27 protein-coding genes are annotated in these 25,541 nt (G+C 67.3%); 5 read left to right on the top strand and 22 right to left on the bottom strand.

Annotated features, from left to right (window positions below; translation table 11 throughout):
- Positions 1 to 221: 221 nt before the first annotated feature.
- From CDO44_RS08215 to CDO44_RS08200, 4 genes are all read left to right on the top strand, one after another.
- Positions 222 to 503: an HU family DNA-binding protein gene (locus CDO44_RS08215; protein WP_087779740.1), complete on the top strand. Its 282-nt coding sequence runs from the start codon at positions 222 to 224 to the stop codon at positions 501 to 503.
- A gap of 112 nt (positions 504 to 615) precedes the next feature.
- Positions 616 to 1,080 (top strand): MarR family winged helix-turn-helix transcriptional regulator, encoded by a 465-nt coding sequence (locus CDO44_RS08210; RefSeq protein WP_158213225.1) that lies wholly within the window; start codon positions 616 to 618, stop codon positions 1,078 to 1,080.
- Positions 1,081 to 1,224: 144 nt separating this feature from the next.
- Positions 1,225 to 2,220, top strand: a complete 996-nt coding sequence (locus tag CDO44_RS08205) for a tripartite tricarboxylate transporter substrate binding protein (protein WP_087779738.1) — start codon at positions 1,225 to 1,227, stop codon at positions 2,218 to 2,220.
- A gap of 4 nt (positions 2,221 to 2,224) precedes the next feature.
- Entirely contained in the window at positions 2,225 to 3,412 is a 1,188-nt protein-coding gene (locus tag CDO44_RS08200; protein ID WP_087779737.1) for an FAD-dependent monooxygenase, read from the top strand.
- Positions 3,413 to 3,424: 12 nt separating this feature from the next.
- Here CDO44_RS08200 and CDO44_RS08195 read toward each other — a convergent pair whose 3' ends face one another.
- The 3 genes from CDO44_RS08195 to CDO44_RS08185 form a co-directional block, all read right to left on the bottom strand.
- Positions 3,425 to 4,330 (bottom strand): LysR family transcriptional regulator, encoded by a 906-nt coding sequence (locus CDO44_RS08195; protein WP_087779736.1) that lies wholly within the window; start codon positions 4,328 to 4,330, stop codon positions 3,425 to 3,427.
- Between the two features lie 17 nt (positions 4,331 to 4,347).
- Positions 4,348 to 5,319, bottom strand: a complete 972-nt coding sequence (locus tag CDO44_RS08190) for a tripartite tricarboxylate transporter substrate binding protein (RefSeq protein ID WP_233146087.1) — start codon at positions 5,317 to 5,319, stop codon at positions 4,348 to 4,350.
- Between the two features lie 98 nt (positions 5,320 to 5,417).
- A complete protein-coding gene (locus CDO44_RS08185; RefSeq protein ID WP_087779734.1) occupies positions 5,418 to 6,251 on the bottom strand; it encodes an alpha/beta fold hydrolase in 834 nt (277 codons plus the stop codon).
- A gap of 174 nt (positions 6,252 to 6,425) precedes the next feature.
- On the opposite strand from CDO44_RS08185, the gene CDO44_RS08180 reads away from it, so the two are divergent.
- On the top strand, positions 6,426 to 7,115 hold the full coding sequence (locus CDO44_RS08180; RefSeq protein ID WP_087779733.1) for a TetR/AcrR family transcriptional regulator: 690 nt from the start codon (positions 6,426 to 6,428) through the stop codon (positions 7,113 to 7,115).
- Between the two features lie 23 nt (positions 7,116 to 7,138).
- Here the strand turns inward: CDO44_RS08180 and CDO44_RS08175 are convergent, their stop codons facing one another.
- From CDO44_RS08175 to CDO44_RS08085, 19 genes are all read right to left on the bottom strand, one after another.
- Positions 7,139 to 7,540, bottom strand: coding sequence for a hypothetical protein (locus CDO44_RS08175; RefSeq protein WP_087779732.1), 402 nt, complete (start codon positions 7,538 to 7,540; stop codon positions 7,139 to 7,141).
- Between the two features lie 11 nt (positions 7,541 to 7,551).
- On the bottom strand, positions 7,552 to 8,283 hold the full coding sequence (locus CDO44_RS08170) for an SDR family oxidoreductase (protein ID WP_087779731.1): 732 nt from the start codon (positions 8,281 to 8,283) through the stop codon (positions 7,552 to 7,554).
- A gap of 49 nt (positions 8,284 to 8,332) precedes the next feature.
- Positions 8,333 to 9,301: a tripartite tricarboxylate transporter substrate binding protein gene (locus tag CDO44_RS08165; RefSeq protein ID WP_087779730.1), complete on the bottom strand. Its 969-nt coding sequence runs from the start codon at positions 9,299 to 9,301 to the stop codon at positions 8,333 to 8,335.
- 46 nt (positions 9,302 to 9,347) lie between these two features.
- A complete protein-coding gene (locus CDO44_RS08160; protein ID WP_087779729.1) occupies positions 9,348 to 10,076 on the bottom strand; it encodes an enoyl-CoA hydratase/isomerase family protein in 729 nt (242 codons plus the stop codon).
- Positions 10,073 to 12,430: a xanthine dehydrogenase family protein molybdopterin-binding subunit gene (locus tag CDO44_RS08155; RefSeq protein ID WP_233146086.1), complete on the bottom strand. Its 2,358-nt coding sequence runs from the start codon at positions 12,428 to 12,430 to the stop codon at positions 10,073 to 10,075. The genes CDO44_RS08160 and CDO44_RS08155 overlap by 4 nt, the downstream gene beginning before the upstream one ends.
- On the bottom strand, positions 12,423 to 12,923 hold the full coding sequence (locus CDO44_RS08150; protein WP_087779728.1) for a (2Fe-2S)-binding protein: 501 nt from the start codon (positions 12,921 to 12,923) through the stop codon (positions 12,423 to 12,425). The genes CDO44_RS08155 and CDO44_RS08150 overlap by 8 nt, the downstream gene beginning before the upstream one ends.
- A complete protein-coding gene (locus tag CDO44_RS08145; RefSeq protein WP_087779727.1) occupies positions 12,920 to 13,372 on the bottom strand; it encodes a CoxG family protein in 453 nt (150 codons plus the stop codon). Before CDO44_RS08145 ends, CDO44_RS08150 begins: the two co-directional genes overlap by 4 nt.
- Positions 13,373 to 13,429: 57 nt before the next feature.
- Positions 13,430 to 14,230, bottom strand: coding sequence for a xanthine dehydrogenase family protein subunit M (locus CDO44_RS08140; protein ID WP_087779726.1), 801 nt, complete (start codon positions 14,228 to 14,230; stop codon positions 13,430 to 13,432).
- Between the two features lie 124 nt (positions 14,231 to 14,354).
- Positions 14,355 to 15,518, bottom strand: a complete 1,164-nt coding sequence (locus tag CDO44_RS08135; protein ID WP_087779725.1) for an acyl-CoA dehydrogenase family protein — start codon at positions 15,516 to 15,518, stop codon at positions 14,355 to 14,357.
- 14 nt (positions 15,519 to 15,532) lie between these two features.
- On the bottom strand, positions 15,533 to 17,635 hold the full coding sequence (locus tag CDO44_RS08130; RefSeq protein WP_087779724.1) for an acetate--CoA ligase family protein: 2,103 nt from the start codon (positions 17,633 to 17,635) through the stop codon (positions 15,533 to 15,535).
- Positions 17,636 to 17,652: 17 nt separating this feature from the next.
- Entirely contained in the window at positions 17,653 to 18,495 is an 843-nt protein-coding gene (locus tag CDO44_RS08125) for a p-hydroxycinnamoyl CoA hydratase/lyase (RefSeq protein ID WP_087779723.1), read from the bottom strand.
- Positions 18,496 to 18,720: 225 nt separating this feature from the next.
- The gene (locus tag CDO44_RS08120) at positions 18,721 to 19,086 is read right to left on the bottom strand and encodes a VOC family protein (protein ID WP_087779722.1); all 366 of its coding nucleotides are present in this window, start codon (positions 19,084 to 19,086) and stop codon (positions 18,721 to 18,723) included.
- Between the two features lie 64 nt (positions 19,087 to 19,150).
- Positions 19,151 to 19,846 carry a YafY family protein gene (locus CDO44_RS08115; protein ID WP_087779721.1) on the bottom strand — a complete coding sequence of 232 codons (696 nt, stop codon included), beginning with the start codon at positions 19,844 to 19,846 and terminating at the stop codon, positions 19,151 to 19,153.
- Positions 19,847 to 19,866: 20 nt separating this feature from the next.
- On the bottom strand, positions 19,867 to 20,997 hold the full coding sequence (locus tag CDO44_RS08110) for an enoyl-CoA hydratase/isomerase family protein (protein ID WP_087779720.1): 1,131 nt from the start codon (positions 20,995 to 20,997) through the stop codon (positions 19,867 to 19,869).
- 20 nt (positions 20,998 to 21,017) lie between these two features.
- Positions 21,018 to 21,533: a disulfide bond formation protein B gene (locus tag CDO44_RS08105; RefSeq protein WP_087779719.1), complete on the bottom strand. Its 516-nt coding sequence runs from the start codon at positions 21,531 to 21,533 to the stop codon at positions 21,018 to 21,020.
- Between the two features lie 19 nt (positions 21,534 to 21,552).
- Entirely contained in the window at positions 21,553 to 22,257 is a 705-nt protein-coding gene (locus CDO44_RS08100; protein ID WP_087779718.1) for a MarC family protein, read from the bottom strand.
- 24 nt (positions 22,258 to 22,281) lie between these two features.
- A complete protein-coding gene (gene cobA, locus CDO44_RS08095) occupies positions 22,282 to 23,046 on the bottom strand; it encodes a uroporphyrinogen-III C-methyltransferase (RefSeq protein WP_087779717.1) in 765 nt (254 codons plus the stop codon).
- Between the two features lie 59 nt (positions 23,047 to 23,105).
- Positions 23,106 to 23,621 (bottom strand): DUF934 domain-containing protein, encoded by a 516-nt coding sequence (locus CDO44_RS08090; RefSeq protein WP_087779716.1) that lies wholly within the window; start codon positions 23,619 to 23,621, stop codon positions 23,106 to 23,108.
- Positions 23,614 to 25,344 carry a nitrite/sulfite reductase gene (locus CDO44_RS08085; protein WP_087779715.1) on the bottom strand — a complete coding sequence of 577 codons (1,731 nt, stop codon included), beginning with the start codon at positions 25,342 to 25,344 and terminating at the stop codon, positions 23,614 to 23,616. The genes CDO44_RS08090 and CDO44_RS08085 overlap by 8 nt, the downstream gene beginning before the upstream one ends.
- Positions 25,345 to 25,541 lie beyond the last annotated feature (197 nt).

Genomic DNA, 25,541 nt, shown 5'->3' with positions numbered 1-25,541 from the left:
TCGCGGCCAACATGCCGTCTACGTCCGTTGCAATTTCGCATGATTTTTCGGTTAAGGTGCGATACGCGCGCCCGCAGTGAATGCTCTCGCGCCCGGGCGCGCAAGATGATGTAATCGCGCCCCGGACTTGCATTTCTTCTCCAAGATTGCTTGAATGCCGGCTCTGTGCAGAGGCGGCCAGCCGCTCAGGCCGGTCTGCCAATATTTTTTAAGGAGTACGCATGCGCACCAAGAAAGAACTGATCGACGCTCTCGCCGAGCGCACCCAACAACCCAAGAATGTCTCCGAAGCTTTTGTCGACGCGCTGGGCGATGCGCTGCGCGACTCGCTGGCCAAGGGCGACGAGGTCGTGCTGCCTGGCGTCGGAAAGTTCTCGGTGAAAGAAAAAGCCGCCAAGACCGGCCGCAATCCCCGCACCGGCGAAGCGATCCAGATCGCCGCCCGCAAGGCCCCCGCTTTCAGCGCGGCCAAAGTGCTGAAAGACGCCGTCGACGTCAAGTAAGCGTCGTTCGCGCCGTCGCATCGAAGCCGCCCGGCTTCGGTGCACTCCCGCTGGCTCGCACGAATCAGTCTGCCTTACACTGGCAGGAACCTGTCGTCCCACGGAGCCATTCTTGTCCACCGAGCACCTCGCCGAGCCCTTCAACGGCCCGAGCACCACTTACCTGGTCTCCCAGGTCCATCATCCCCTGCGCAATTTCAGCGATGCCATCCTCAAGCCCTATGGGGTCACCGGCATCCAGTTCACCGTGCTTTCCGTGGTGGCCCATCGGGAAGGCCTGTCGTCGGCCGACCTGTCCCGCCGGTTCTACGTGACTCCGCAATCCATGGGGCAGCTCCTGGCGACGCTCGAGGAACGCGGCCTGCTCGAACGCAAGGAAGACAGCAACAACCGCCGTATCCTGCGCATCACGCTCACCTCCGCGGGGCGCGAAGTCGTCGAGGCCGGCACGCGCGACATGGCCAAGCTCGAGGAAGATGCCTTCAGCAGCCTGAGCCCCAAGGAAATCAAGACGCTGCGAAGCCTCTTGCGTACCGTGGTCGACGACCTGCGCAGCCGCAGGATAGGCTCGGCCTGATCGACTTGCGCCCCTGTGCACGACGGGGCGCAAACAGCGCCGTTTCTATCGAAATCCGTTGTGATTCGATAATTATTATGTGATTCAACTAGCCCGGCGCTTCATCCTATAGTGCCCCTCGACATACAATCAGAGGGGACACCGATGAACGTACCTGCCGGCAAGACGGCGGCCCCATCGCGCCGCATCTGCCTGGGCATCCTCGCCGCCGCCGCGCTGGCGGCCGCCGGCGCCGCCCACGCCGCCGAATTCCCCACCTCTCCCGTCACCATCGTCGTGCCCTTCCCACCCGGCGGGCCGACCGATACCACGGCCCGGCTGGTGGGCAAGACGCTCTCGCGGCAACTGGGCCAGCCGGTCGTGGTCGAGAATCGCGCGGGAGCGGGAGGAACCGTCGGCTCGGCCTACGTGGCGCGCGCCAAGCCCGATGGCCATACGCTGCTATGGGCGAGCACGAGCAGTCTGGGCGTGGCCCCCGGCCTCTACCGCAACCTGGCCTATTCGCCCATCAGCTCGTTCGAACACGTGGGCCTCGTCGCGCGCAGCCCCATCCTGCTGGTCGTGCGCGCCTCCCTGGAGCCCGACACGCTGCAGGCCCTGACCGCCTACGCCGCCACGCACAAGGTGTCCTACGGCTCGGCCGGCAACGGTTCGATCAACCACCTGACCGGCGAATGGTTCAAGGAAGTGTCGGGCGCAAAGCTCCTGCACGTGCCCTACAAAGGCGGCGCGCCGGCACTGGCCGACATGCTGGGCGGACAGATCGACATGACGCTGGAAACGATCACGGTGGTACGTCCCTACCTCGAATCCGGCCGCGCCAAGGTCCTGGCCACGGCCGGCGCCGCGCGATCGCCCGAAATGCCCAACGTTCCGACCGTGCGCGAAATCTACGGCCACGACTTCGAGTCGTATTCGTGGACCGGCCTGGTGGCGCCGGCCGGCACGCCGGCCGACGTCGTCCGCAAGCTCAACGCCGCATTGCATGCGGCCCAGGACGATCCCGAGCTGGTCGAGCAGATGAAAGCGGGCGGCCAGGAGGTGATCAAGACCACACCCTCGGAGTTCAAGCAGTTCCTGGCCGGCGATACGCGGCGCTGGGCCGAGCTGATCAAACGCACCAACACTTCACTGGATTGACCTTATGCGCATCATCATCGCCGGCGCCGGACTGGGCGGACTCACCGCTGGCCTGGCCCTTCTCCAGCAGGGCTTCCAGGTCCGCATCCTCGAACAGGCTCCCGTGCTCAAGGAGGTGGGCGCGGGCATCCAGCTCGGGCCCAACGCTGTCCACGTACTGTACGCACTGGGCCTTGAACGGGACGTCATGGAACAGGCCTGCGAGCCCGAGGGCAAGATCGTGCGCCTGTGGAACACCGGCCAGACCTGGACGCTCTTCAATCTGGGCGACGTCTCGCGCGAGCTCTACGGCTATCCCTATCTGACCGCGCATCGCGCCGACCTGCACCAGGCGATTGCCGCCGGCGTACGACGCGCGGATCCCGACGCGCTGGTACTTGGTGCCAGGTTCGTCCGTTTCGAGCAGCATGCCGGCGGCGTGGTGGCCCATACCGCCGACGGCCGCAGCTTCGAAGGCGACGTGCTGATCGGCGCCGACGGCGTGCATTCCCAGGTCAGGGAACAGCTGTTCGGCGCAGACCGTCCGCGGTTCTCGGGGCTGGTCGCCTGGCGCGGCGTGATCGAGGCGGACAAGCTGCCCGAGCGGCTGCGGCGGCCCTATGGCGTGAACTGGGTGGGCCCGGGCGCGCACGTGATCCACTACCCGCTGCATGCGTTCAAGCTGGTCAATTTCGTGGCGGCGGTCGAGCGCTCGGATTGGCAGGTCGAGTCCTGGACCGAGCGCGGCACCACGGAAGAATGCCTGGCCGACCTGAAGGGCTGGAACGAGGACGTGCACACCCTGGTGCGGACCATAGACGTACCCTACAAATGGGCGTTGATGGTGCGCGATCCGATGCAGACATGGCGCCGCGGCCGTGTATCGCTGCTGGGCGACGCCTGCCACCCGACCCTGCCCTTCCTGGCCCAGGGAGCCGGCATGGCGCTCGAAGATGGCTACATACTGGCACGGGCGCTGCGCGCCTATGCCGACGACCCGGAACACGCCCTGCAGCGCTACGAGGATGCCCGCAAGGAACGCACCGCCGGCGTCATCAACGGCTCGAACGCCAACGCGCAGCGCTTCCACAATCGGGAGCTCGCGCACGCCGAAGGCGCCGCCGCATATGTGAACCGCGAATGGCGCGAGGACCGCGTCAAGGAACGGTACGAATGGCTGTTCACCTACGATGTGGAGACGGTGCCGGTTTGACGCCCGTGGCGGTCATTTCCGTTCCATGACCGCCTTGAAGATGGCGGCGAAGCGGGCCAGCGTGTCCGGATGCGGCGCGCCGGCCCGCATGACATAGCTGAAATCGAAGGGAACCGCCGGGCTGATGCGGCGGAACTCGACCGCATAGCGCGCGCACGCGCTTTGCGAGAAAGCCGGAATGATGGCGATGCCGAAGCCCTGCTCGGCCATGCCCAGCGCCGTATCGAGATGCTGGACGGTCATGCGCGGCCCGATGTCGATCTGGTGCTTGTACAGGGCCTCTTCGGCCAGTTGCTGGATCGGACTGTCGTCCGTCAGCGCGACGTACGGCTGGCCGCGCAGCATCTCCCAGGTGGTGTCGTCCATGCCGGCCCCGGAAGGGACGGGCCGGAAGCGCCCGGCCGCGTAGACGGCCAGCAGGCCCGACGAGGCCAGGGGCTTGCGCGCCAAACCGGACACCTTGGAAAAAAATGCGCCGAAGGCCGCATCGATCTCGCCCGTCTCGGCCAGCTGCTGGATTTCGAGCGGGCTGCCGGCGATGACCTCGATCTCCACGTCGGGATGCTCGGCGTGGAAGCGCCTGAGCGTTTCGGGCACGACATTGGCGGCCATGAGCGGCGTGAATGCCAGCCGCAGCGCCGCGCCTTCTTGCCGCCCCATTTCCTTCAATCGCGCCGCGGCGGCGGTCAGTTCTCGTTCGACCATTTCGGCCGAAGGGAGGAAGGCCCTGCCCGCCTCGGTCAGCACCACCGCCCGGGTCGTACGCTCGAACAGGCGCGTGTTGAGCTGGGACTCGAGTTCGCGTATGGTGGCGCTCAGTCCCGCCTGGCTCAGGTGCAGCCGCTGGGCGGTGCGGGTGAAATTGCCCGATGCCGCCACGCCCAGGAAGGCTCTCAATTGGCGCAGAGAAATATTCATGCGCCAATTATTTCACGTTAATTCAGGTTCAAGCCCACCTGCTTGACGATGTTGCCCCACTTGGCGATGTCGGTCGCGATCAGCTTGCGCAGGCCATCGGGCGACGTCGGCTTCGGATCGGCCCCCGCCGCGCGCACCCGCTCGATCACCGCCGGATCGTTCAGCGCCGCCGATACCGCCTCGTTCAGCCGCTTGATGATGGGCTCCGGGGTCCCTGCCGGCACCGCGATGCCGAACCAGCCCATGGCCTCGTAGCCCTTGATGCCAGCCTCCTCCAGCGTCGGCACGTCCGGCAGCGAAGAGGAACGCTCGCTGGTGGTGACGGCGAACGCCTTCAAGCGGCCTTCCTTGACGTAAGGGACGGAGCTGGGGGTATCGCTCATCGCCAGAGGGATCTGGCCGGCCATGGCGTCGGTGGTTGCCGGCCCGGTGCCTTTGTAGGGCACCAGCACGGTCTTGACGTTGCCCAGCTGGTTGAAGAGCTCGCTGGCCAGGTGCATGACAGTGCCCTGCCCGCCGTGCCCCAGCGACAGCTTGCCCGGCGACGCCTTGGCGTCGGCAAGCAACGCCTTGACGTCTTTGTACGGGGAATTCGCCGGTCCCACGAGCACGAAGGGCGACGTTGCCACCAGGCTGACCGGGGCCAGGTCCTTGACCGGGTCGAACGGCAAATTACGGTACAGCACGCTGTTGATGCCGAGCGCACCCGCGCCGCTCAGGACCATGGTGTAACCGTCGGGCGCGGCTCTGGCCACGGCCTCGACGCCGATGTTGCCGCCGGCTCCGCCCTTGTTCTCCACCACGACCTGCTGCCCGAGGTTCTTGGACATGACGGGCGCCATGACCCGCGCGATCAGGTCCGTGCTTCCGCCCGGCGGAAACGAGACGATCATGCGTACCGGCTTGCTGGGAAAGTCGTTCTGCGCCTGCGCACCGGAAGCGGCCAGCGCCACCGCGGCCGCCACGGCGGCCAGGATGCTTGTCTTCACCATTATCTCCTTTGGAAAGCTCGCGGCCCGTGTCGCGGATTGCCTCCGGGCCGTCTTTATTTTGATCAAGCTCAAATTTGAACATGCTTCATGATGAATCATCCCCATGGATTGCGCATCAGGGCATTCACCATCATCGCGTTGACCTGTTCGGCCGCCTCGTAGACCGCCCAATGCCCCGCCCCGGGCACCAGGTCGAAGGAGGCCTGCGGCAGGGTCTGGCGCAATGCGCGGCCTTGAGCCTCCACATTACCGCCGCCGTAGACGTCCAGTTCGCCGGCAATGCCGTGAACGGCGCAGCCCAGCGTGGCGAAGGCCTCCACTTCGCGGCTGGCGAGTAGCGGCCTGGCGTCCAGCCGGCACCGCTCGACATTGCGAGCTTGTATCGCCACCGCTTCGTCGTCGATACGACCGGGATTCCCGAACATCGATACGGCCAGGTTGTGCCGATGGATGCGCGCCCGCTCCGCGGGATCGGCGATGCCCCGCCAGCGCAGCAGCTCAGGCGGCTTGGGCACGGCGGGCGCGAAGCTGCCTCGCAGCAGCAGTACCTGCCGCACGCGCCTCGGCCGTTGCAGAGCCATGCTTTCGGCAAGCACGGACCCCAGCGAGAATCCGGCCACGGCGATGGTTGCATCCGGTCCGGCCAACTGGTCGATGCCTTCCCACAACAGCGTGGCAAAGCGCCGGCAGGACACCTCGCCCTCGGGAAGCTCGGAATCGCCATGCCCGGGCAGGTCGGGCGCCAGCACGGTGAAGTGCCGGGCAAGAGGCAGCACGTTGCGCATCCAGTGCGTCCAGGATCCGCCGGTGCCGTGGACCAGAACGAGCACCGGCCCGCTGCCCCACTGCCGCCATGCCATGCTCCTGCCGCCGCACGAAACCGCATGCAAGGCCGCAAGCGATTCGGGGTCTTCGACGATGGCTTCCACCCTGCCTCCTCCAACAACGTCCTTCGTCTGGACATCTCATGATAATGATACCTTATATAAGGTTATCTTACTTAGTCAAGACTTTATTGAAGGGCAAGGCCAACCTTTTCTTCTAGAATAGGCGGCGGTCCAGCCGCCCCCGTTTCATCCCCTTCACGCTCGCGCCTTTTCTTCATGAAGAACCCATCCGCCTCGTCTTCCTCCTCCCCGGAACTCGGCCTGCGCGAACGCGGCAAGCTCGACAAGCTGCGCCGCATCAAGCAGGCGGCGCGCGACGTGTTCCTGGAAAAGGGCTATGACGCGGCCACCACGCGGGAGATCGCCCAGCGGGCCGAAGTGGCCATCGGAACCATCTTCGTCTACGCCGAGGACAAGCGCGATCTATTGATGATGATCGTCAACAACGATCTGGACGCGGTCAACGAGAAAGGCGCCAAGGCCTTGCAGCAGGACGGGCCGCTGATCGACCTGCTCATGGCTTTCTTCGGCCTGCGCTACAAGTACTGGGCCCGGCATCCGCAAATATCGCGGCCCGCGGTGCAGGCAACCTCGGATTTCCTGGCCACCAGCACCGATCGCGGCGAGGAAACGCGGCGTTTCTATGCGCGACGCACCAACATCTACGCCATGCTGGCCGACGTCGTGAGGCGCAAGCAGGCCAGCCACGACATCGGCAGCCGGGCGGATCCGGAACTGATCGCGGCCTTGTTCGTCACCATCTACCTGACGGAAGTCCGCCGCTGGCTCAGCCAACCGACGCCCAAGCCCGCCGCCGGGCTGGCTTACCTGCGATCGCTGTTGCGGCTGGCCATCGAGGGGCTGGGGCCGACGTCCTCCGAGCGCCAGGCGCTGGAGCGTCAATAGGGCCTGGTCACGCCGAATCGCCGCTACCCTCTTCCCAAGAGGTCGTGCGAGTCCAGCAGCGCAAAGACGATTTCCGGATTCTTTTCGAAGCAGCGGCGTATCGCGGCCGGTATGGCTTCCCGGGTCTTCCTGCACAGGCCCGGGCGCTCCTCGATCTCGATACTGATGCCCCGCACGGTGCGCACCTCGTAGATGCTGGGCGTAATCCGCAGCACGATGCCCAGTTGCGCCTGCATGCGCATTTCCATGTGCTTGAGGTCGTCGAAGCTGGACATATTCTCCAGCCGGGCCACCAGCCGTTTTTCCTCTTCCTTGGTCAACCGTAGGACGCGGATGTCGGCCTGCGGGTCGGCCAGCAACCGTTCGCGGTCGCATATGCACGCACCCGGCGGGCATTCTTTGCGGATCGGAAATGGGGCATTCATGCCCTGGGATTTTATCCCCTGCCAAGCAAGGGCATGGACAACGGGAAAACCGTGCCCTCGTACAGGTTGACTTCCGGCGGCAGCGTAGCCATCAGCACGACCACCCGCGCCACGTCCTCGGCCTTCATCAGTTCGCCGGGCTGGAACTTGCGGCCGGACTTGGCAGCGAGCGCCGACTCGGTCACGCCGGGATGCAGGATGCTCACGGCGATGCCATGCGCGCGGCCGTCGAGCGCGAGCGCATGGGTCATGCCCGCCAGCCCGTGCTTGGTGGTCGTGTAGGGAACGGAATCCGGCCGGGGAACCTTGGCCGCGACGCTGCCGATGTTGATGATGCGTCCGCCCCCCTGCGGCTTCATGATACGGAAGGCCTCGCGGCTGCAAAGAAAGGTGCCGGTGAGGTTCACGTCCAGCACCTGGCGCCACGTGTCCAGGCTCATCGTCTCGATGGGCTGGCTGGTGGTCACGCCCGCGTTGTTGACGAGGATGTCGACGCGGCCGCGGGCCTCCATCGCGGCCGCGAACAAGTGCGCGACCTCGTCCTCTCGGCTGATGTCCGCCACGCAGGCCAGGGCTTCGCCGCCCGCTTCCCGTACCCGGCGCGCCGTCTCTTCCAGGGCCTCCCGCTGACGCGCGGCCAGCACCACGGCGGCGCCCGCCTCGCCCAGCGCGATGGCGATCGCCCGGCCGATGCCCGAGCTGGCACCGGTGACGATAGCGGTCCTGCCTTCCAGGCTCAGCATGATGCCGTTCCTCCCGACGATGGCGCCGCGCGCCGATGACCGGCGCGGCTCATTCCGCAGTCATCCCGGCGGCGCGTATGATCTTGCCCCACTTCTCGGTATCCACTGCCACGACGCGCGCTAGGTCCTCCGGTCCGCCGGGCAGCGGTTCGGCGCCGATCCCGCGCAGGAAACGCGCCATGTCCGGGCTGACGGTCACCTTGTTCAGGGCGGCGCTCAGCGTCTTGCGTACCGATGCCGGCGCATGGGCAGGCAGGAAAATGCCGAACCAGCCGGCAAGGTCGTAGCCCTGCACGCCTGCCTCCGCCATGGTGGGCACGTCGGGCAGCGACGTGGGGCGGGTGCTGCCCGTGACCGCCAGGGCCTTGACGCGGCCGCCCTTGAGTTGCGGAATCGCCAGCGTGGCATCGGCGAACAGGAAGGTGATGCGTCCGCCGATCAGGTCGGTCATGGCCGGCGGCACGCCTTTGTAGGGAACATTGACGGCATCCACGCCGGCAAGCGTCTTGTACAGTTCCCCGGCGACCTGCCCCGTCGCGTTGCCGCTGCCCCAGGAATACTTGCCGGGATCGCGCTTGAGCATGGCGGTCAACTGCGCCACGGAATCGACCTTGGTGTGTTCGGGAGCGACCAGCAGGACGAAGCCCAGGCTCGCCACCGTTCCCACCGGCATGAAATCCCCGATGGGATCGAACGGCAGCTTCTTGAACAGGTGCACGTTGGCGGCATGGGTGGAATTCGGCGTGAACAGGATGGTGTAGCCGTCGGGCGCGGACTTGGCGACGAAATCCGCCGCCAGGTTCCCCAGCGCGCCGGCCTTGTTCTCGACCACCACCGGCTGCCCCAGCTCTTTCTCCAGGCCGGCCGCCACCTGACGGGCCACGTTGTCGATGCCGCTGCCGGCCGGGTAGCCCAACAACATGCGCAACGGACGCGCCGGATAGTCTGCGGCAGTTGCCGGCGTGCCTGCGGCAAGGGCAAAGACCGCGGCCAGGAAGGCCAGATACTTGTTCACCATCGACTTCGTCTCCTCGTGTTGTGCGGGGATCTCGCGTCCCCTGCGGTCAGCGTCCGAACTTGGCCGACAAAGCCGTACCGGACAAATGGCCCGCCAGGCTGCTCGACGCCGCGGCGGACAACCCGGGCGCCAGTTCCAGGAATTGCTTGACCGCGCGGACCGTGACCGCGCTGCAGTCCAGGATCGACGCCGCGATCTCGTCCGCCCGAGCGAGCAGCGCGTCGCGCGCCACAACCTCGCTGGCGAGCCCGGCCTGCAATGCCTGCGCGGCATCGACCACGTCGCGGGTAAGCACCATGCGGGCAATGGTCTTGATCGGCACCCGCCCCGTCAGCGCGGACATGACCAGCGCCGGCGGGATGTCCCGCTCCATTTCCGGAATCCGGAACTGCGCGTCGTCGGATGCCAGCGTGATGTCGCACACACCGGCGAGCGCGCATCCGACCCCTTCGGCTCGCCCCTGGACGACGGCGAGCACCGGGACCTGGGTGCTCTTGAGCGCGTCGTACAAGGCCAGCGCCGGCATGGCGACCCGGCGCCGCAGGAACTCCCCGGTAGGCGTGGCGCCGGGCTGCGGCATGGGCGAGACCCGGCCCGCGCAGAAATCGTCCCCCTTGCCGAACAGCCGCACGAGGCGCGTATCCTCCTCCAGGTGCGAGACCGCTTCGATGATGAGGTTGCCCATTTCCGCACTCATCAGGTTGCCGTTCTCCGGGGTATTCAGGACGATGTCCACCAAGCCGCCGTTGCGGCTTACCAGGACGGGTTGGCTCATTGCTGTGCTCCTTGCGCGCGCCGTATGGCTTCCCAAATGACCGGGGCAGTGGCAGGCATGGGAAGCTCCCCGTCCCAGCAGTCGCCCAACGCATCGGCCAAGGCATTGAAAATGGCCGCCGTGGCCGGCGTGATGCCGCTCTCGCCTCCCCCCTTGACGCCCAGGGCGTTGCCCTGGGTGCGGTCCTCGGTCAGTTCGACGTCCAGGCGCGCCGGCATCACCCCAGCCCGCGCGACGCCGTAGTCCATGTAGGAGCCACTGAATACCTGCCCGCTTTCGGGATCGATCTGGTAGTCCTCGAGCAAGGCCTGCCCGATGCCTTGCGCCAGCCCGCCATGCACCTGCCCTTCGACGATTTGCGGATTGATGGGCCGCCCCACGTCGTCGATCGAGGTATAGCGGACGATCTCCACGTCGCCGGTGTCGGGGTCGACTTCCAGTTCGCACACCGCCGTGCCCGTGGGATGCGCGGGGATACGGCCGTTGAACTCGGCGGCGGCGGAATACCGGCGGACATCGGCTTGCCCTGGCACGCCATCCCGCTCGATGCGGGCGGCCACCTCGAACAATCCCACCGCGCGGCTCGAGGCCGGATCGACGAAACGCCCCTGCTCGAAGCGCACGTCCTCGGTCCCGCATTTCAACATGGCCGCGGCGACCGGCGCGCCCGCCGTGCGCAGCTGCGCTGCCGCCTCGACCAGCAGTTGGCCGCCCAGCCGCATGGACCGATCCGAGTGAGAGCCTCCTCCCACCTTGACGAAGGCCGTGTCGCCCGTGCGTACGGCAATGGCATCGAACGGCACGCCCAGTTCGTCGGCCAGGACCTGGCGGAACGTGGTTTCATGCCCCTGTCCGGTACTCTGCGTGCCGACCACGCAATCGATCGTCCCGTCCGGCGCGACCGTGAGCTCGACACGCTCCCGCGGCGCGCCCACCGGCGATTCCACGTAGTTGGCCAATCCGAGTCCCAGCCACTTGCCTCGCGCTCGCGCCGCTTGCCTGCGCGCAGGCGCATCGTCCCACTCGGCGACTGCCAGGGCACGCTCCATGTTGGCCGCGAACTGCCCGCTGTCGTAGGTCAAGCCCATGGGACTTCGATAAGGCATCTGCTGCGGGCGGATCAGGTTGCGCCGCCGCAGCTCGATGCGGTCCATGCCCAATTGGCGAGCGGCGATATCGAGCATGCGTTCCATCGCATGCGTGGCTTCCGGCCGGCCGGCGCCGCGATACGGGCCGGTGGGCGGCGTGTTGGTCAATACGGCGGACAGCGTGGCGGCCGCGGCCGGCACGTGATAGACGGTGGTCATGATGCGCGAGCCATTGGCCAGCGGCACGTACGAGACCGTGTGCGCGCCCACGTTGCCAATGATCTCGTTGTCCATCGCGAGGATGCGTCCGTCCTCGTCGAAGGCCATGGCGGCGCGGATGACCTGGTCCCGCCCCTGGTAATCGGCCAGGAAGGCCTCGTTGCGATCGCTGGTCCATTTGACCGGGCACCCCACGCGGCGCGCCGCCCACAGCACCGCCAGCTGGTCGGGGTTGACGCAGCTGCGCGGTCCGAAGCCGCCGCCCACGTCGTACGAGACGACGCGCAGCCGCTCCGGCGGAATGCGCAGCGCGTCGGCCATGCACAACTGTTGGCGGTTCACGCCCTGGCTGCCGGCGATGAGCAGATACTCGCCCGTGCGCGGGTCGTAGCTGCCCAATGCCGAGCGCGGTTCCATCTGGCAGTTGACTACGCGGCTGTTGCGGAACTCGTGGCGCACGACGTGCCGGGCGCGGGCGAAGGCGCGGCGCACGGCCTCTTCCTCGCCGATGCGAGCCTGGAAGCAGAGGTTGCGCGGTGCGCCCGCCCACAGCTGCGGCGCGCCCTCTTCCATGGCTTGCACGGCGTCCACCACGGCCGGCAGCGGATCGTAGTCGATTTCGACCCGTTCGCAGGCATCGCGCGCTTCGCGCACGCTGCGCGCCACGACCAGCACGACGGGTTCGCCCACGTGCCGCACGCGGTCCACGGCCAGCGGCAGGTGCCGCTGGTTGAAGATGACACCGGTGCTCGACTGCGAGAAGGCCCGCTCCCTGAACGCAACGGCGTCGGCCGGATTGGGGATGTGGTCCATGCCCTGGTGGCCGTCGTCGAGATAGTCCTGGCCGCGGAGCACGGCGATGACGCCCGGCGATTCCAGCGCCGCCTGGACGTCGATGGCTCGTATCGCGGCATGGGGATGCGGCGAGCGCACGAATGCGCCATAGGCCTGGCCCGGCAGGTTCACATCGTCGGTATAGCGCCCCTTGCCGCTGACCAGGCGGATGTCTTCGGCGCGGGGCAACGGCTGGCCGACCAGCTTATCCATGGTTCGCCTTCCCCAGCGGCTTGCCCGCCGCGATACGCGCCTGCGCCGCGTGCTTGACGGCGCGCACGATGTTGACGTATCCCGTGCACCGGCAGATATTGCCTTCCAGCGCGCGGTGTATCCTTTCGTCGTCCGGCGATCCGTCGGTATCCAGGTAGTAGTCGATGGCCATCATCATGCCCGGCGTACAGAATCCGCACTGCAGCCCGTGGCAGGCGACGAAGGCCTGCTGCACCTCGCCCAGGCCGTCCGGACCGCCCAGTCCCTCGACGGTGAGGACGTCGCCGCCGCTGGCCTGCGCCGCCAGCACCGAACACGATTTCACGGCGGCGCCGTCGAGCTTGACGGTGCATGCGCCGCATTGGCTGGTATCGCAGCCGACGTGAGTACCCGTCAGGCCCAGTTCGCCGCGCAGCAGCTCCACCAGCAGCGTGCGATCATCGACCTCCCGGCTCACGGGCTGCCCGTTCACGCGCAGCTCGACCTTGATCATGTCTGTGCCTTCTCGCCGACGGTGGCGCTGAACCGCCTGAAGAACTCCTCGGCCAGCTTGCCCGCGACCGATCCGACCACCCGGGATCCGATCTGCGCCAGCTTGCCGCCCACCTGCGCCTGCGCGGTGTAGGAAAGCAGCGTGCCCTCGCCCTCTTCGGCCAGCTCCACGTCGGCCACCATCTTGCCGAAACCGGCCATGCCGCCGTCGCCCTGGCCCACGATCCGGTAGCGCGCAGGGGCCTGCTTCTCGCCGATGACCAGCGTGCCCTTGAACCTGGCCTTGACCGGCCCGATGGCCGCCACCACGACGGCCGCATACTCGTCGGCGCCAGTCTCGCTGAACGACTCGCAACCCGGCACGCAGGCCTGCAGCACCTCCGGAGTATTCAGGTATTTCCACACCAGCGCACGCGGCGCTTCCAGCCGATGCGATCCCTTGAGTTCCATGTTGTCTCCGACAGTTTCCGGCACCGGCATCGCCGGGGCCGCTCCATGCCCCGCGTTTCAGCCCGCCCGTTCCACCGCGTCCCATGCGCGCCGCGCCAGCACCCGCACCAGATTCGCGCGATAGGCTGCGCTGCCCGAGCGATCGTCGTTCAAGCCGGTTTCCTCCAGCGCGGTGTCGTCCAGCGCCGCCGCGCCGCCCGCCGCGAGCGCCTGTTCCGCCTCTTGCCAGCGAAACACACACGGCCCGGCGCCGGTTACCGCCACCCGGAAGCCAGCTTCGGTCTCCGCAATGAAGACCCCCGCCACCGCATAGCCCGTGGCCTTATGGCGGTACTTGGCGTAGGCGCTGCGCCGCGGCACCGGAAACTCGATACCGACGATGATTTCTCCCGGAGCGAGAGCGGTCTCGAACATGCCGAGGAAGAACTCGTCGGCACCGATGCGCCGCCGGCTGGTCACGACCGTGGCGGCCAGGCCCAACACCGCCGCCGGATAGTCCGCCGCCGGATCGTTGTTCGCCACGGAACCGCCCAGGGTGCCGCGATTGCGTACCTGCGGGTCGGCAATGAGGCCGGCCAGCGCGGCGAGGCCGGGAATCGCATCGCGCACCACGGGGGACGATGCGACCTCGGCATGCCGGGTGGCGGCCCCGACGGCCAGGACGCCCTGCGCGAGCGACAGGCCCTGCAACTCCGGCAGGCGCGATACATCCACCAGATGGGAGGGGGCCGCCAGCCGCTGCTTGAGCGTGGGGATCAGCGTCATGCCCCCCGCCAGGGGCCGCGCCTCGGATTCGCGCGCCAGCCAGTCCAGCGCTTCCGGCAGGGATGCCGGGCGCACGTAGCTCAAGGGATACACGGAGTCTCCATTCTTATCGTGCAAAGGCCGGGAACGCCGGCCTTTGCAGTGTCGCGCACTACTGTAGAAGAAACGGCCGCGTGGCTGAAACACCGAATTGCGATGGATTAACAAGCAATTTCGATCAGTCTTCGTAGCGTTTCAACATGGCCCGCGCAATCACCAGTTGCAATACCTGGCTGGTACCCTCGTAGATGCGCAAGGCCCGCGCGTCGCGATAGAGCCGCTCGACGTGGTGCTCGGCCACGTAGCCGGACCCGCCGTGGATCTGCAACGCCCTGTCGGCAATGCGTGACAGCGCCTCGGAACAGAAATACTTGGCCGCGGCCGCCTGGCTGCGCGCATCGTCGCCGCGCTGCAAGGCCTGTGCAGCCTGCGTCACCAGGGCATGGCCGGCCAGGTATTCGGTTTCCGAATCCGCCAGCATCGCCTGGATGAGCTGGAAGCCGGCAATGGGCTGGCCGAACTGCTTGCGCTGCAAGGCATAGCGGGCGGCTTCGTCGATCAGCCGACGCGCCATGCCCAGTGCCGAGGCCGCCACGCTGATGCGGCCGCCGTCGAGAACCTGCATGGCGGTCTTGAACCCCTGCCCCAGCGCGCCCTCGCCGCCGATCACGTTCGCGACCGGCACCCGAACGTCGTCGAAGATCACGTCGCTGATCGGCGAGCCGCGCTGGCCCAGCTTTTTCTCCGGCTTGCCGATGTGCAACCCAGGCGTGTCGCGGTCGACGAGGATGGCGCTGATCCCCGCCGCCCCGGGCGCGGCGGGATCGGTGCGCGCCATGACCGTGAACACGTGCGCGCGGGTGGCATTGGTGATGAATCGCTTCGTGCCGTTGATGACCAGCATGTCGCCATCGCGCTCGGCCCGGGTCTTCAGGCTCGCCGCATCGGAGCCGGCATCGGGCTCGGTCAGGCAGAAGGCCGCGCGCAGCTCACCGCTCGCCAGCCCCGGCAGGTACTTGCGCTTCTGCGCCTCGGTGCCCGCCAGCACGATGCCCTTGCTGCCTATGCCGACGTTGGGCCAGAACACCAGCCGGAACGCGGGCGAGGTATAGCTGAAGGCCATCTGCACCTGCAGCTCCTGCATCAGGTCGAGTTCGCAGCCCCCGTACTCCTCGGGAATGCCGAGGCCGAAGAGCCCCATGTGCTTCATCTCTTCGATGATTTCCGCTGGCACCTCTTCTTTCTCCTCGACCTGCCTCTCTAGCGGCATCAGGCGCTGGCGGATGAAGCGATCGATGGTGTGGAGCAGCTGCGGGAACGTTTCCTGGTCGAATGCCGGCATCGGTGCGCTCCCGTTCAACGGATGACGAACAAGGCATCGAGCGCGACGACGCCTTCTCCTTCCGGCAGCGCGACGAGCGGGTTGACGTCGATCTCGGCGATCTCGGGATTCGCCAGCATCAGGTCCGCCAGCCGGCGCACGACGCCGGCGACGGCCGCGACGTCCACCGCCGCGCGTCCGCGCAGCCCGGACAACAGCCTGGCTCCTTTGAGCCGGCGCAGTTCGCCGGCGATCTGCGCCTCGGTCAAGTCGGGCGCCATCAGCCGCACGTCGTGCAGCGCCTCGATCCAGATTCCGCCCAGGCCGGCCAGCATCACGACGCCCCATTGCGGATCGCGGCGGCCGCCGACGACCAGTTCCAGGCCCGGCCGGGACATGGCCTCCACCAGCATGCCGTCGAGCTCCAGCCCGGGGCTGTGCCGCGCCACCGACGCCGCCATCGTCCCCCACGCGGCCTCCAGCGCCGCGGCGTCGTGCAGGCCGACCGCCACGCCGCCCGCATCGCTCTTGTGCATCAGCATGTCGGCCTGCGCCTTCAGGACCAGGGGATAGCCGACGTCGGCCGCCCGCTGCAGGGCTTCGTCCAGCGTACGGGCCAACCCGCCCCGCGGCGTCGCGATGCCCAGTTCCTGCAACAGGCGCTTGCCCTTGTATTCGGCCATCGGCCCCGGGACCAGGCCCGGCAGCCGCCGGCCGCCCTCCGGGCTGCGCTCGGCGGCCGCCGCATGCAGCCGCCCGTAGCGGTGGACGTGCGCCATGGCTCGCATCGCCCGCTCGGGCGAACGCAGGAAAGGCATGCCGCTCTCGTGTACCTTCGCAAGGAACTCCTGGCCCAGCGGCGCGCTGTCGCCCATGACGACGAAGCACACCGGCTTGCGCGAGGCCCGCATGACGGGCAGAAGCGAGTCGGCCTTGGCCACCTGCTGCTGGGGCGAACCGCCCATGAGCGGCATGATGAGGCTGCCCACGCCGGGGTCGTCCAGAATGGCCTGCGCCGACTGGCCGAAGATCTCGGGCTTCTGCATGCCGATGGCGGTCAGGTCCAGCGGATTGTCCGGCGCCATAAAATCCGGAAGAATGCCCGACAGCGCCTTCATCGTTCCGGGAGCGAACTCGGCCAGCGGAAGGCCCACTTCCTCGCAGAAGTCGAGCGCGACGCCGCGCAGCGCGCCCGAGTTCGAGGCCACAGCTGCCTTGCCTTGCAGCACCGGCTGGGGATACCGGGCCAGGATCGCCGTCACGTCGAACAGCTCGTCCATGCTGTCCACCACCACCACGCCTTCGCGCTCGACCAGCGTGCGCATCACCTCGTAGTCGCCCGCGAGCGCGCCGGTGTGGGACTTGGCCGCCTCCCGGGCGCGCTGGCTTCGGCCCGGATGCATCAGCACCACCGGCTTGCCCAGTTCGCGCGCACGAGCGGCCATCCGCAGGAAGGCGGCCGGCTGGCGCAGCATCTCGACGAACACCGCGAAGGCGTCCACGTCGGGCGCATCCACCAGGGCCGAGAGGAAATCCTCCGCCCCGAGCACGGCTTCGTTGCCGGTGGAGATCGAGAACGAGACACCAAGGCCCCTGCCCTGGAAGGCCTGGCGCAGATTGCCGTTCATCGCGCCGCTCTGGGCCACGATGCCGATGCGCGGCCCGCTTCTGGCCGCCGCAGGCTGCACCGGCTCGAACGTGAGCGGCACGTTGTCCGCGAAGTTGATGAAGCCAAGGCAGTTGGGACCGAGCACGGCGACGCCGTGGCGCCGGGCGATGGCCGTCAGCTCGTCCTGGGCGGCCTTGCCGGCTTCTCCCAGCTCGGCAAATCCCGAGGCGAAGACCACCGCAGCGCCCACGCCGCGCCGCCCGCAGGCGGCGATCGATTCGCAAACGGCCACTTGGGGCACGACCAGTACCGCCACGTCGACACCTTCCGGCAGGTCGTCGATCGACTTGAAGCAGCGGATGCCGTTGACTTCGTCGCGGCTGCGGCTGACCAGGTGCAGCGTGCCGGCATAGCCGAAACGCTGCAGGTTGGCCAGCAGCAGACCGCTTACCGAACCGGGTTCGGGCGAAGCGCCCACGACCGCGATGGACTGGGGCCGCAGGAGGCGGTCCAAGGCAAAGGAGGACATGCGATTTTCCTGCTCGATCAGCGTTGGTAGGCGCCGAGTCCCGGCTTGAACGATTTGTCGTCGAGGAACTGCTTCATCGCGGTGTCGCGGCCGCGTTCGGGATCGTGGAAGGTGCCCTGGTCGACCTTGGCCATCAGGTAGTCGGCGGCCTGCTCCCAGGTCATTTCCGCGGCCATGCGATGCGCAATCTTGGCCTGGCGGAGGACGGTGGGATTCTTTTCCATCAATACCTTGGCCAACGCCTTGGTCCGTTCGCGCAGGCGCGCGCGCGGCACGGCCTCATTGACGAGGCCGATCTCGGCGGCGCGGCGGCCGTCGAAGGTTTCCCCGGTCATGACGTAATACATGGCTTCGCGTTCGCGCACCAGGCTGGCGAGCGCACGGCTGACGACGCCGGCCGGGATGATGCCCCAGTTGATTTCGGACAGCCCGAAAGTGGCTTCTTCGGCGGCGATGGCGAGGTCGCAGGAGACCAGCGGCGTAAAGGCGCCGCCGAAGCACCAGCCATTGACCATGGCGATGGTGGGCTTGGAATAGAAGCGCAGCTGGCGCCATTGCCACAGGCCGTTGGCGCGGAACAGACGCGTGCGTTCTTTGGGGTCGTTGTCGGTCGCGCGGAAATATTCGCGCAGGTCCATGCCTGCGGAGAAGGCATCGCCGGCGCCGGTAAGCACCATGACCTTGCAGCGGTCGTCGGCCTCGAGTTCTTCGAGGATGCGGACCATGTTGTAGACGATGCCGGGATTGATCGCGTTGCGTTTTTCGGGGCGGTTGAGGGTGACCCAGGCGATGCCGTCTTCGAAGTCGACGAGGACGGGGGGGGCGTCTGCGGCGGGTTGGGTGGCGGAATTGGCGGTCATTGATGTCTCCTCGATCCGTTGCTGGGGTTATGGTTCGTGAGACGTAATATATAAACTTACTTTATATAAATCAACTTGTTTTTATGCTCGATGGAGACAGGATACTGCGCGGACGGGTTCTTGGGGACGTGGGCCGGCAGGCGCGGTGCCAACCGCGGTGCTCAGTGAAACATTCCGGTGTTGGCTTCCGAGGGGCCGCGCAAGGCGCCTGCCGGCGCCTCGGCTTCAGGCCGGCGAAAACACGCGCAGGCGATGGCCGTCCGGGTCCACGGCGACGAAGGAGCGGCCGAACTCGAGGGTTCTTGGAGGCATGAGCAGGGGTACGCCGCGTTCGGTCCACCGGGCACAAGCGGCGTCGACCTCGGCGTGGGTATCGACGTTGATCGACAGTTCGCAGCCTCCACCCTCGCCGCCTGGCGCGGGTTCGACGGTGCGTTTGGACCACAGTCCCAGCCTGAGGCCGGACGCGAGGGCGAAGAGCGCGAATGTCGGCGAAGACTCGACCGGTTCGGTATCGAGCAGCGCCGCATAGAAACGGGCGCTCGCCTCGGGGCTGTCCACATAGAGAATGACGAAGTTGGGATGGGGCATGTTGTCGCTCCTGGATGGGTTGTGCAGCCAGGATAGCGGCACATGCTGTCAATTTCTGGCAGCATCAATCCCGCGGTTCGGGGATGCCCTCTTTTGCCCGCCATTCCTTGAGCAGCGCGTGGCGCCGCCGGGGGTAGCGGTCGTCGGTGGGAACCAGCTCCACGATCCGGTCGGTGCGGAAGTGGCGGAAATCCTGGCGCAGTTCGCACCAGCCCAACACGATGCGCGCCCGGTCGAAAAAACCGAGGCCGAAGGGCCAGATCGTGCGCCGCGAACGGATGCCTTTGCTGTCGAGATAGACGATGCCGAGCTTGCGCTCGGCGCGGATCGCCCTGCGTATGGTCGGCAGGTCTGCGCCGTCGGCCGCGATGGCCTCGCCCGGTCCGACAAGCAAGGCAGAGGTATCGATGTGGGGGCGCAGGTCGTCCGGCAGGACCGCCGCGATCTTGGCCAGCGCATTGCGTGCAGCCGCGGCGAGCGGGTCGTCCGCACGCTTGGCCACCCACCGGGAGCCGAGCACCAGGGCTTCGATTTCCTCTTCGGAGAACATCATGGGCGGGAGCATGAAGCCCGGGCGCAGGACATAGCCGAGCCCGGGTTCGCCTTCGACCTGCGCGCCTTGCGCGTGCAGGCTGGCGATATCCCGGTAGAGCGTGCGCAGGCTGATGCCAAGCTCCTGGGCGAGCACGCGTCCGCTGACGGGGCGGCGGCGCCGCCGCAAGGCCTGGAGCAGCGCGAGCAGGCGTTCCGACCGGGACACCGCGCAACGCCCTGGGACCGCTAGCCGGCCAGCGCCCGCAGCGTATCCGGCACGGGAATGCCCTGCATCTGCCAGAACGCCTCGTCGGCCCAGCCCCGCCCTACTTCCGTTCCGTGGGTCTGCTTCCAGGCCGGCCGCTTGTCCTTGTCGATGAGCAAGGCGCGTATGCCCTCCTGGAAATCGCCTTGGGTGCTGCACCACAGGGCAACGCGGTACTCCAGCTGGAAGACTTGCGCCAGCGACATGTGGCGGGTACGGTGCCGCAGCTCCCATGCCAGGCGCGCCGTGCTGGGTGCCCCTGCGGCGAGGGCATCGCGCGCGCCTTGCAGCCACGGATCGCCGCCATCGTATTGCAGGATGGCGGACACGACCTCGTCGAGCGCCGGCGCGCGGCAGAGCTCTGCAATGGTGTCGGCGTTGCGGCGCAGCGGGCCGGCGGCGGGTTCCGGCACGCTGCGATACGCATCCAGTACGTCGTGCAGCAGCATGTCGTCGAACTGCCGGTCCCCGCTCCATTCCTGTCCGGCCAGGGTATGGAGCACGTGCGGTTTCTGCTCGTGCCGGATGTGGTAATCGGCCCACCCGGCGTACAAGGCGTCTGCGGCGTGCAGCGACGCCCCGGTCAGGCCCAGGAACAGCCCCGACTTGCCCGGCATGCGATTCAGGCCCCACGACATCCCCACGTCGGGAAACAGGCCGATGGCGATCTCGGGCATGGCCAGGCGCGAGGTCTCGGTGACGACGCGGTGGCTCGCGCCTATCATCAGTCCCAGTCCGCCGCCCATCACGATGCCGTTGCCCCAGCACAGGAAGGGCTTGGGATACGTGTGGATGGCATGGTCCAGGCTGTATTCGCGCTCGAAGAAGCGGGCGATTTTCGGCGGGATGCCTTCGTCCTGGCGAGCCACCATCTCGCGGTACACGCTCCGCAGGTCGCCGCCGGCGCACAGCGCCCTGCCCTCGGCCTCCAGCATCACCACTGCGATGGCGGGATCCGTCGCCCAGGCGGCGAGCCGATCGGCCAGCAGGTTCGCCATTTCCAGCGACAGGGCATTGAGGGTGGCCGGGGCATCGAGAGTCGCGATGCCTATGCGCCGGCCGCCTGCAGCGGCGACTTCGCGGAACCGGACCGGAGCGGAAGAAGTCTGCATGGCCGTTCTCCCGCCTGGCGCTACTGCATGCTGCCGGCAAACAGCGACCGCGGGCGCCGCCGCAGCAGCAGCGCGGCGATGCCGGCCATGGCCAGCACGGCAAACAGCAACAGGCTCCAGATCTCGTAGCGCACGCCAAGCAGATCCACCGCCGCGTCGGCGCAGGTGGCGTAGATGCCGAACACCGACGGCAGGGCCTCATCCAGGCCGGACGCGGTCATGAAGCGGTCGGCGAAAGTCTGGGCGCAGCTCATCAGGTGCGAAGCGACATTGTGCTGGTAGACGGCCGTCGCCCCCCCGGCCAGCGCAAGCACGGCCACCACGCCGGCGCACAGCTTCTGCGCCGCGGCGATCCTGCGCAACGACAGGCCCAGCAGTGCGAATACCGCAACCGCGAGATAGATCAGGCGCTGCAGCACGCACCAGGCGCAAGGCTGCATGTCGAAGACATGCTGCGATACCAGCGCGATCGCCACGGCCCCCAGGCTGGCGATGGCGGCGAATGCGAGCAGGCGGTCAACAAGAACGGTTTTCATGGATGATGGCCGGAGGTTCTCAGAGGGAGTGTAGTTGTGCCTGGCGCAGCACGCCCAGCACCAATTCCGAGGCTCCGTCCCAGACGATCTGGACCCCCAGACACAGCAGGATGAATGCAGACAGCCGCAGGAACACCGCAGTTCCCGAATCGCCCAGGAGGCGCAGCAATTGCTGCGCATAGCGGAAGGCCAGCAGCACCGACGCCGCCACCAGCGCCAGCCCGAACACCGCCCCGGCTATCCGGGTGGCGCTCATGGCCAGGGACGCATGGTCGTGCAGGCTGGCGCCGACGGTAATGGCGGCGGCAATGGAACCGGGTCCGCAAGCAATGGGAAAAGTGAGCGGATAGAACGCCCTGCGGTCGGCCATTTCTACGGTGAAGCCTTCGGCCATGCGCGCGGAGCGCTCCGCGCCGCCGTCGCTGGAATTGAGCAGGCGCCAGGCGCTGGCGACCACCAGCAGCCCCCCGCCGACCCGCACGATGGCCAGGGAAATGCCGAAAAAATCCAGCACGATGGAGCCGATGAGCATGGCGGCGAACAGCAGCATGAAAACGTTGCGGGCAATCTTGCCGGCCAACACTTCCCGCATGCCCGTGGAAGCGCCTTCGGTCAGGGACAGGAATATCGGCGCCGTCGCCGTCGGATTCAGGATGGGGACCAGGGTCGCCAGGGAAAACAGGAAACTCTTGCCCAGCGCCAGTCCATAGTCTTCGATCAACATGACCGAAGTGTAAGAGAAATGGGATCAGGCCGCAGCGCTTCGCCTTTCCGCGGCAGCCCCGTCCAGCTCCGCGGCACGCTCGATCAACTCGGCGTAAACCTCGCCCACCAGGATCAGCGCCGGGCCGCCGCCTAGTTGCCGCGCCGCCTCCGGCAGCCTTGCGACCGTCGTTGGCAGCACGCGCTGGGTGGGCAAGCTGGCATTCTCCACCAGCACCGCGGGGCGCGCGCCGGGTACACCCGCTGCCGTCAAGCCGCGGGCGATGGCGTCCGCCTGGCGGCTGGCCATGTACAGCACGACGGTATCGGCCCCGCGGGCGGCCTCGGCCCAGGCATGTTCCGGCTCCCCCTTGCCTACCGATGGCGTCAGGAACATGACGCTACGGCTCAGGCCCCGCCGCGTGAGCGAGCAGCCCAGCGCCGCGCTGGCGCCGAAGGCGGCGCTCACGCCAGGGACGACTTCGACGTCGATGCCTGCCTCGGCCAGCGCGGAGAGCTCTTCCTGCGCCCTGCCGAACAACATGGGATCGCCGCCCTTGAGGCGCACCACGCATGCGTGGCGCCGGGCGGCATCGACCAATTGGCGATTGATGAACTGCTGCGCCGTGGACAGCTGGCCGCATCGCTTGCCCACGGCCACCCGCCGGGCCTGCGGCGCCAGGGCCAGCACGGCTTCGTCGACGAGCGCGTCGTGGAACACCACGTCGGCCTGCGACAGCGCGCGCGCCGCCCGCAACGTCAACAGATCCGCCGCGCCGGGTCCGGCTCCGACCAGATAGACCTTTCCCATGTCTCAGCTCCGTCCGGCCCGAGCCGCCCGGAGCGTTCGCACCACCGCGCGGAAGGCAGTCATACCGCCGTCTCCGGGACCGGATAGCTCTTCTGGTAGGCGGCAGTGAAGGTTCCGAGCGCCCGGAGCGCCTCGTGCGGATCGTGGCCCGGCTTGACCGCGAAGCTGTCGAAGCCGGAGCGCGCCTGATAGTAGACGGTATCGATCATGACGTCGCCCACGGCGCGCAGCTCGCCCGTCCAGCCCAGCCGCGTACGCAGCAGATAGGCGATGGAATAGCCTCGGCCATCGGTATAGATGGGGAAATCGACCGCGATCAGCGCCAATCCCTCGGGGCGGATCCGGCCGTCCTCGGCCAGTTCGGAGGGATCGTCGTCGGGCGCCAGCAGCACGCCCACGGGCTGGGTGCGCTCGCGCAATTGCGCCTGCGCGGATTGCCAGACCGAAAGCGGAACGAGCCAGTTGCCGTCCTGCGGCGGCAGCGCCCGCGCCTCGGTGGGCTCGAAACGCTGCCAGGTATCGACTTCCAGCTTGCGATGGCGGATGAGATTGGCGGGATGCCGCGGATCAGACATGGGCAGCCTCCGCAACGGCCTTGGCCTGCTTGCGCTCGGCATAGACGCGGGTCTTGAAGGGATCGATGCCCACTCGCTCGACGACGTCGATAAAGCGTTCGGCGTCGCTGTCGCGCAGGTCGAGATACGTTTCCACCAGGTTGGCCACGACGTCGGCCACCTCCTCGCGTGCGAACGACGGGCCGATGACACGGCCGATCGCCGCCCCGCCCCCGCGCGTGGACTCGATGTCGGGCAGCGGCTTGGCAGCCCCGCTCTGGCGGCCGCCCAGCGTGACCTGGTACCACTCCTCGCCGGCCTTGTCCACGCCCAGGATGCCGATGTGGCCGACGTGATGGTGGCCGCAGGAATTGATACAGCCCGAGATGTTCAGGTCGAGTTCGCCGATCTCGTACAGGTAGTCGAGGTCGTCGAAGCGGCGCTGGATGGCCTCGGCCACGGGGATGGACACGGCATTGGCGAGCGCGCAGAAATCCCCGCCCGGGCAGGCGATGATGTTGGTCAGCAGGCCGACGTTGGGCGTGGCCAGGCCCAGCTTGTCGAGCTCCTTCCACAGGGCATGGAGCTGGCTGCGCGCGACGTCGGCGAAGACCACGTTCTGCTCGTGCGTGACCCGCATTTCGCCGAAGCTGTAGCGATCGGCCAAGTCGGCCACCGCATCCATCTGGTCGGCGGTGATGTCGCCCGGCGGCACGCCGGTGCGCTTGAGCGAAAGCGTCACGGCGGCATAGCCGGGCACCTTGTGGTGATGGGTATTGCGCCGCAGCCAGCGGGCAAAACGCGGATCGTTGCCCGCATGCTGGGCCGACGTATCGGGGCCGGGGTCGGCCGCGTACGGCGTGACGGTGAAACGATCGGCGATCGCCTGCACCTGCTCGGCCGTGAGGGTCTCGGGGCCACCCTTGATCTGCTTCCACTCGCGCTCGACTTCTTCGCCGAAGACCTGCGGCGTAAGCTCCTTGACCAGGATCTTGATGCGGGCCTTGAACTTGTTGTCGCGGCGACCGTGCAGGTTATAGACCCGCAGGATGGCCTGCAGGTAGGTCAGCAGGTGCTGCCAGGGCACGTAGGGGTTGATGAGCTGGCCCACGATGGGCGTGCGGCCCAGGCCGCCTCCGACCCAGACGCGAAAGCCGATTTCGCCGTCCTGCTCGACTGCCTGCAGGCCGATGTCGTGCACCCCGACCGCCGCGCGGTCCGTCACCGCGCCGCTGACGGCGATCTTGAACTTGCGGGGCAGGAAGGCGAATTCGGGATGGAAGGTGGACCACTGCCGTATCAATTCGCACCAGACCAGCGGATTGACGATCTCGTCGGGCGCGACGCCCGCGAACTGGTCCGTGGTCGTATTGCGGATATCGTTGCCGCTGGTCTGGATCGAGTGCATCTGCACCTTGGCCAGCTCGGCCAGGATGTCCGGCACGTCTTCCAGCCGCGGCCAGTTGAACTGCATGTTCTGCCGGGTGCTGAAATGTCCGTAGCCGCGGTCCCATTTGCGCGCGATATGGGCCAGCGTGCGCAGCTGGCGCGAAGCCAGCATGCCGTAGGGAATGGCGATACGCAGCATCGGCGCGTGGCGCTGGATATACAGGCCGTTCTGCAGCCGCAGCGTGCGGAAATCGTCCTCGCTCAGTTGCCCGTTCAGGAAACGCCGCGTCTGGTCACGGAATTGCGCGACGCGTTGGTCGACCAGCAACTGATCGATGGGTTGATACTGATACATGCAGCAAGCCTCTAGATGTGGCCAATGGCGGAAGGCGGAGCGCGTCCGGCCCGTCGGCCGGCGCGGGCGCGCGTATGCCGCGCAGGCGCGCGCCCAGGCATGCAGCTTACAAATACCGGCTTACGAATAAAACGACCGGTTCGTAATGTGCATATACGGAAACTTGTCTAAGAAGCGGCGGGCAGTAAAACGTGCGC

The sequence above is a fragment of the Pigmentiphaga sp. NML080357 genome (assembly GCF_002188465.1).
Taxonomy (GTDB): Bacteria; Pseudomonadota; Gammaproteobacteria; order Burkholderiales; family Burkholderiaceae_B; genus Pigmentiphaga.
The sequence above is the reverse complement of the archived record's forward strand: the minus strand, read 5'-3'. Positions and strand labels throughout refer to the sequence as shown.